The organism is Vibrio fujianensis, from assembly GCF_002749895.1.
Taxonomy (GTDB): Bacteria; Pseudomonadota; Gammaproteobacteria; order Enterobacterales; family Vibrionaceae; genus Vibrio; species Vibrio fujianensis.
In genome coordinates, this window is sequence record NZ_NBUS01000041.1 from 146,147 (window position 1) to 152,925 (window position 6,779).

Below are 6,779 nucleotides of genomic sequence, written 5' to 3' on the forward strand. Positions count from 1 at the left end.
GTGAAAATAAAACGAAAATGGCAATGCTAAACCCGTCGGATGATATTGCTGAATGGGTAGAAAAAACATTACCTGCCATGGGGGCGGGTTGGTGCCCTCCCGGAATGTTAGGGATTGGTATTGGAGGAACGGCAGAAAAAGCAGCCGTTTTAGCCAAAGAATCTTTGATGGAACACATTGATATCCAAGAGTTAATTAAGCGTGGCCCACAAAATGCTGAAGAAGAGCTTCGGTTAGACATCTTTAACCGAGTAAATAAGCTGGGCATTGGTGCACAAGGGCTAGGTGGTTTAACAACCGTTGTTGATGTAAAAATTAAAACCGCGCCAACTCATGCGGCTTCAAAACCCGTTTGCTTGATCCCTAACTGTGCGGCGACTCGCCATGTACACTTTACGCTAGATGGCTCAGGCCCGGCAGAATTAACCCCTCCTAAGTTAGAAGATTGGCCAGAAATTACTTGGGAAGCGGGGGAAAATACCCGTCGAGTGAACTTGGATACTGTCACACAACAAGAGATCGAAACATGGAGAACGGGAGAAACCGTGCTGCTGTCAGGTAAAATTCTTACTGGCCGGGATGCGGCTCATAAGCGCATTCAAACCATGTTGCAAAATGGCGAGAGCTTACCAGAAGGGGTCGATCTAAAAGGGAAATTTATCTACTACGTAGGCCCGGTTGATGCCGTCGGTGATGAAGTTGTTGGACCCGCAGGCCCGACAACCTCGACTCGAATGGATAAGTTTACCGACATGATGTTAGAAGATGTCGGTGTGATGGGCATGATTGGTAAAGCAGAGCGTGGGCCTGCAACGGTTGAGTCTATTAAGAAAAATAAAGCCGTGTATCTGATGGCGGTAGGTGGGGCTGCTTACTTAGTAGCGAAAGCCATTAAGAAGGCCCGTGTCGTTGCGTTTGAAGATTTGGGTATGGAAGCAATCTATGAATTTGAAGTTGAAGACATGCCTGTCACTGTGGCCGTCGACTCAACAGGAGCAAATGCACATCAGATTGGCCCAGATACTTGGCGAGTCAAAATTGCGCAAACGGCTCAGTAATGTTTAGTTACTTTTAAAGCGTAAGAACAACAAAAGGTGTAGCAATAGCTGCACCTTTTGTGTACTAAGGCCTGTTGAGTATATACTAGGGGCTGTTAACCCTAAAACAACTCATTGAATTTTCAGGAGAAGAACATGCCGCGATTTATCCGTTTTTTGCAAATGTTGATAGCGATTATCATTGGCGTTTTTCTAATGTATGACCTCATTCTTCACGGAGTTGGTCTGTTTGATAATAAATACGTCATTATTTCTAGTGTGCTATTTGTTTTATTACAGGTGAGCTTGTTTGTGATTTATAAATTAATTGAAGACGATTAATTTTGTTGGTGACAGTTTCATCGTTTTTATCTCGTAGTAATCGTTTTCGAGTATTCAACGTTTTCGAGCGATTGTTACCCGCAATATCGTTCTTGTTGGGCTTAAGGTGCGGTAGTTTTTTTACTAAGTTTACTTATCTTTGTTTAGTTATCTTTTTATCGTCTCTAATGATCGTTTCTAACAAGCAAATATCGGAACAAGGTGGGAGTTATTCATGAAGCACATTGCTCAAGAAGTCAGTGATCTGATCCATCGAGGATTGGATTCCCATGTGCGCTTGGCCGTAACGGGGCTGTCTCGAGCGGGTAAAACGGCATTTATTAGTTCGTTAGTTAACCAATTACTGCACATTTCTACCCATGAGCAACTGCCTCTATTTTCAGCGGTGAGAGACAAACGTATTATTGGTGCTAAGCGTGTACCACAAAGTAACTTAATGGTTCCTCGTTTTAGTTATGATGAGGCGATGGAACAACTTCAGCAATCCCCTGCGAGGTGGCCGGTTCCGACGCGTGATGTCAGTGAAATACGCTTAGCGATTAAATATCGTTCAGAAAAACGCAGCAAGCGATTATTAAGCGGTACTAGTACCCTCTATCTTGATATTGTGGATTATCCGGGGGAATGGTTACTGGACTTGCCGCTATTAGATATGGATTTTATAACATGGTCTAAGCTGCAAATGAATGCGCTGCACGGCATTCGAGCCGAATTAGCCAAACCATGGTTGCGTGAACTTGAGGCATTGGATCTGAATCAGGAAGCGGATGAAAAAACGCTAGCGCATATTGCTTCGTTATATACCGATTACCTCCATCAATGTAAGCTGCAAGGATTACATTGGGTTCAGCCGGGGCGTTTTGTCTTACCGGGAGAGTTAGCTGGAGCTCCTGTTTTGCAATTTTTTCCCTGTCAGATGACTGAAGAGGAAGAGATACCGGTTAAAAATTCCATGTTAGAATTGCTTAATATCCGCTACCAAGAGTATAAAAATAAAGTTGTTAAGGCATTTTATAAGCATCATTTCTCTACTTTTGACCGACAAATTGTGTTGGTAGATTGCTTATCACCGTTGAATGCTGGATATGAATCTTTTATGGATATGCGTGGAGCGATCGAGCAAATAATGCACAGCTTTCGTTATGGTCGAAACGGACTGCTTCATCGTTTATTTGCGCCTAAAATTGATAAAATTCTGTTTGCGGCTACTAAGGCAGATCATGTTACGCCAGATCAACATCCCAACATGGTTTCACTATTGCAACAAATGATTCATCCGGCATGGCAGTATGCTGCGTATGAAAATATCACTATGAGCTGTATCAGTCTGGCTTCAATTAGAGCGACTTGTTCCGGCTATATTGAAACAAATCAGATAAAATCAGCGGCGATTCAAGGTACCAATTTGGCGGGAGAAAGTATCACACTTTTCCCCGGTGAAGTGCCTAAAAAATTACCTCAACCGAATTATTGGCATCAACATCAGTTTGATTTTGTTGATTTTCGTCCCATGTCGACAGATGCCGATCAACCTTGCCAGCATATCCGGATGGATAAAGCATTAGAAATTTTGTTAGGAGACAAGCTGAAATGAGTGATTTAAAAAGTAAGCAGGTCTTTCAACAGTCCCTTAAACAGGATGAAATGACAGAAACACTAACCCGTAAAATTGCTTTTGCCGAGCAAGAGCGGTTTATACCTGAAGTGATGGTTGAAGAAGAAGGGGAGGTAGAAGTTAAACTTGAACAACTCATTCGCCCTTCTCACAGAAGAAAAAGGGTGATCGTTAGCTTGTTTATTTTATTTTCGGGTTTAATTGGCTGGCAAGCCATCGATTTTATCTGGTCATCGTTTCAAGCTGCTAACTGGCTTAATTTAGCATGGGGTGGTTTTTTAACTGGGTTAGCAGGATTCGGCATAACTAGTATTGCGAAAGAACTTTGGAAACTACGTAAACTTCGTCAGCATTTTTCTGTGCAAGAACAGGCTGAAAATCTTATTTTGCAAGATGCTGTTGGTCAAGGGGGCCCATTTTGTGAAATGTTAGCTCAGCATGCACAGATCAATCAGCAGAGTGTGGCTTATCAGCGCTGGCAAACTAGCGTCAATAGCAGCCATAGTGATGCGGATATTATTCAGCTTTACGATGCAATGGTGATCAGTGAGCAAGATAAAAAAGCTACTCAGATTGTTTCACGCCATGCAAGCGAGGCGGCTGTATTTGTTGCCGTCAGTCCATTGGCGTTAATTGATATGTTGTTTGTTGCTTGGCGTAACTTGACCATGATAGAGCAACTCGCGAGTGTGTATGGCATTGAGCTTGGTTACTGGTCGCGCTTACAGCTATTTAAAACCGTATTGATTAATATGGCGTTAGCCGGAGCCAGTGAAATGGCAATTGATAGCAGCATGGATATGTTATCCATGGATTTAACTAAAAAAATATCGGCGCGAATTGGACAAGGGATTGGGGTTGGGTTATTGACGGCTCGATTAGGGTTAAAAGCCATGGCTTTGCTTCGTCCTTTGCCTTGGCAACCAGAGCGGGCGGTAAAATTGCGTGAAATTCGCCAACAAATTATGGCAAAGATAACGAAGTTAGTAACTAAATAGCCAGTATCCCCTTCCTACTGGAAGCTGCAGGGGGTGTTGGCTACGTTCGTTCACCCCAATCACATAGCCTAACTATGCTCATGGAGATGATGAGAGCCATCTGTGGCTCTCACCAAAGGCCAGCCTACGGCTGTTCAAATTTGTTCCAGATAAATTTGTCACTCACTTGCTGCCTACCAGCAACGCCAAGTTGTTTGGGTATCGTCGATTTTTCAGATCGGCTTCTCTAATAATTTTACTGAGAATTACTTGACCCTTTTTATGCCTTGATAGACACTAGTGTCAACTTTTCGTGACACTTTCTGACTAGGATACAATTCAGTGCGCCTTGAAGTCATTTGTGAAGACAGACTTGGGTTAACCCGAGAGCTGCTTGATATTCTCGCCTCTAAAAACATCGATCTTCGAGGGATCGAAATCGATGTGGTTGGCATTATTTACCTGAACTGCCCGGATATTGATTTTGATACTTTTAGTGAGCTTATGGCCGAAATTCGCCGTATTGCAGGGGTAAAAGATGTCCGTAAAATCCAGTTTATGCCGATGGAGAGACATAATACGGAATTGATATCATTGCTTAATAACCTCCCTGATGCGGTATTAGCTATCGATTTAAAAGGCGCTATTGATATGGCGAATCAAAGTGCTTTAACTCTATTTAATAAAAAACGTCATGAAATGATTGGCCGACCAATCACCCAATTACTGCCTGCCTTCAACTTTTCGCGCTGGGTCGAAGGTAGCAAAGCTCGCATACGAGAAGAGCTAGTCATTGACGGTCTAGACTACCGGATGGAGTTAATGCCAGTTTATATTCGTGATGAATCCGCGCAATCGACATTGGCTAGCGGCATGATGATCTTACGTGCTCAGCTCGCTTCATTGCAACAAGATATGAGCATTTCTGAGCATAATAACTTAGGTTTTGAACACTTTGTAGGGGTGTCGAATCGTCATAAATCACTGATAAATCATGCGAAAAAATTAGCCATGTTGGATCAGCCGCTTCTCATCGAAGGGGAAACAGGAACTGGGAAAGAGATGCTAGCCCGGGCTTGTCATCACCGTTCACATCGTTCTAATTTGCCTTTCTTAGTGTTGAGTTGTGCTTCTATGCCAGATGATGCTGCTGAAACAGAACTTTTTGGGCATGCCCCCGGTTCATTCAACCATCAACAGGGGCACAAAGGTATTTTTGAACAAGCCAACGGTGGAACTGTATTTCTTGATGAAATTGGTGAAATGAGCCCACATCTGCAGATTAAACTACTGCGTTTTTTACAAGATGGCACGTTTCGTCGGGTTGGTGAAGAGCATGAAATGCATGTTGATGTTCGCGTTATTGCGTCGACTCGTCACCATCTTGCGACGCTTGCCGAATCGGGACAATTTCGAGAAGACCTATTTTATCGCTTAAACGTGCTGAGCGTGCGGATTCCTCCGTTGCGTGAGCGGCCGAGTGACATCCAGCCATTATTAGAGCTGTTTATTGCCAAACATACGCAAAAATTAGCAATGGCTAAACCTCAATTGGCTGAAGATCTCTTAGAGCAACTGATCCATTATCCTTGGCCGGGGAATATGCGTCAATTGGATAATATGGTGTTACGTGCTTTGACCGAAATGCCCGATAACCTTTTACGGGTTGACTATTTTCATCTCCCCCCATGGGAAGCGAATGCAACTGGCCTAGCTAGTGTCAATCTAGACGGTTCACTTGATGAAATCATGAAAGAGTATGAAGCACAAATACTGGACAAGCTATACCAATCTTTTCCTTCTAGCCGGAAATTAGCTAAACGGCTAAATGTCTCTCATACCTCAATTGCTAATAAATTACGTGATTATGGGATAAGGAAACGTTGATGAATGTGCCATTTTATTCTGTTTATCAAACGGATGGTGAAATTGTTGTAAGAACCGCAAGACGAGAAGATGCATTGATGATCGTGCAATATTTTACCGTCAACCGTGAGTACCTCAAACCATGGGAGCCCAAACGAGACGATGCGTTTTTTCAGGTCAGTGGATGGCAGAAAAAGCTGATGAAGTTGGATGAATTACATAAGCTTGCGTTGGGTTATTATTTACTGATTATGGATGCCAAAAATCAAACCATGCTGGGGACCATTTCATTTAGTAATTTAACCCGTTTCCCTTTTTATGCCTGTCATGTTGGGTACTCATTAGCTGAAGATGTTCAGGGGCGTTACATCATGACTCGAGCATTGGCGATGGCATGCCAATATTTGTTTGAAGAACAACATATGCACCGAATTATGGCGGCCTATATGCCACATAATGTTCGTAGTGCCGCTGTTTTGGAGCGACTCGGGTTTGTTCGTGAAGGCGTGGCGAAAGATTACCTGTTGATTGATGGACAATGGCAAGATCATGTACTCACTTCATTAGTTAATACGCATTGGACATCCAATTTAGCAAAATAACTCTTTATTTACTCTCCGATCAATGTTGATTGGACCAACGTCTAAGGACATTTCATGTCGTATTTGCCTTTGGAACAATACCCAAGAAAATGGATTTTTACTCATCAGTCAATGCCGATACCTGCGGAAGACTTAGCTCAGATCAAGCCAATGACTGCCATGCGTTCGGCCCAGTTTTGGCAAGAAAATATCAGTGCGCAAAGCCCTGATGCTGATCGGTTTAGCTCTCAAGATTGGCCAAGTAAACCGGGCCATTGGATAGAGCAAGTCGATTGGATCAGTGAATGGGAAAGTGATGAAGACTCACTGCCACAAGCAATTTTAACGTATATAAATTGGC

7 protein-coding genes are annotated in these 6,779 nt (G+C 43.0%); all 7 read left to right on the forward strand.

The window, feature by feature from the left end; translation table 11 throughout:
• Positions 1 to 1,058: FumA C-terminus/TtdB family hydratase beta subunit (locus B7C60_RS07950; RefSeq protein WP_245868896.1), on the forward strand; the 1,058-nt coding region annotated here is incomplete at its 5' end.
• A gap of 135 nt (positions 1,059 to 1,193) precedes the next feature.
• Positions 1,194 to 1,379, forward strand: a complete 186-nt coding sequence (locus B7C60_RS07955) for a hypothetical protein (RefSeq protein ID WP_099611191.1) — start codon at positions 1,194 to 1,196, stop codon at positions 1,377 to 1,379.
• Between the two features lie 214 nt (positions 1,380 to 1,593).
• On the forward strand, positions 1,594 to 2,973 hold the full coding sequence (locus tag B7C60_RS07960) for a YcjX family GTP-binding protein (protein ID WP_099611192.1): 1,380 nt from the start codon (positions 1,594 to 1,596) through the stop codon (positions 2,971 to 2,973).
• On the forward strand, positions 2,970 to 3,992 hold the full coding sequence (locus B7C60_RS07965) for a YcjF family protein (protein WP_099611193.1): 1,023 nt from the start codon (positions 2,970 to 2,972) through the stop codon (positions 3,990 to 3,992). The genes B7C60_RS07960 and B7C60_RS07965 overlap by 4 nt, the downstream gene beginning before the upstream one ends.
• A 321-nt stretch (positions 3,993 to 4,313) precedes the next feature.
• The gene (gene tyrR / locus B7C60_RS07970) at positions 4,314 to 5,858 is read left to right on the forward strand and encodes a transcriptional regulator TyrR (RefSeq protein ID WP_099611194.1); all 1,545 of its coding nucleotides are present in this window, start codon (positions 4,314 to 4,316) and stop codon (positions 5,856 to 5,858) included.
• Entirely contained in the window at positions 5,858 to 6,439 is a 582-nt protein-coding gene (gene rimJ, locus B7C60_RS07975) for a ribosomal protein S5-alanine N-acetyltransferase (RefSeq protein ID WP_099611195.1), read from the forward strand. Before tyrR ends, rimJ begins: the two co-directional genes overlap by 1 nt.
• A gap of 54 nt (positions 6,440 to 6,493) precedes the next feature.
• Positions 6,494 to 6,779, forward strand: a 286-nt coding sequence (locus B7C60_RS18385) for a DUF2947 family protein (protein ID WP_245868898.1), incomplete at its 3' end; no start/stop codon positions are given.

Excerpts from the sequence above, each read along its gene's own strand:
- B7C60_RS07955 (WP_099611191.1), top strand. The coding sequence starts at position 1,194 with ATGCCGCGATTTATCCGTTTTTTGCAAATGTTGATAGCGATTATCATT.
- B7C60_RS07960 (WP_099611192.1), top strand. The coding sequence starts at position 1,594 with ATGAAGCACATTGCTCAAGAAGTCAGTGATCTGATCCATCGAGGATTG.
- B7C60_RS07965 (WP_099611193.1), top strand. The coding sequence starts at position 2,970 with ATGAGTGATTTAAAAAGTAAGCAGGTCTTTCAACAGTCCCTTAAACAG.
- rimJ (WP_099611195.1), top strand. The coding sequence starts at position 5,858 with ATGAATGTGCCATTTTATTCTGTTTATCAAACGGATGGTGAAATTGTT.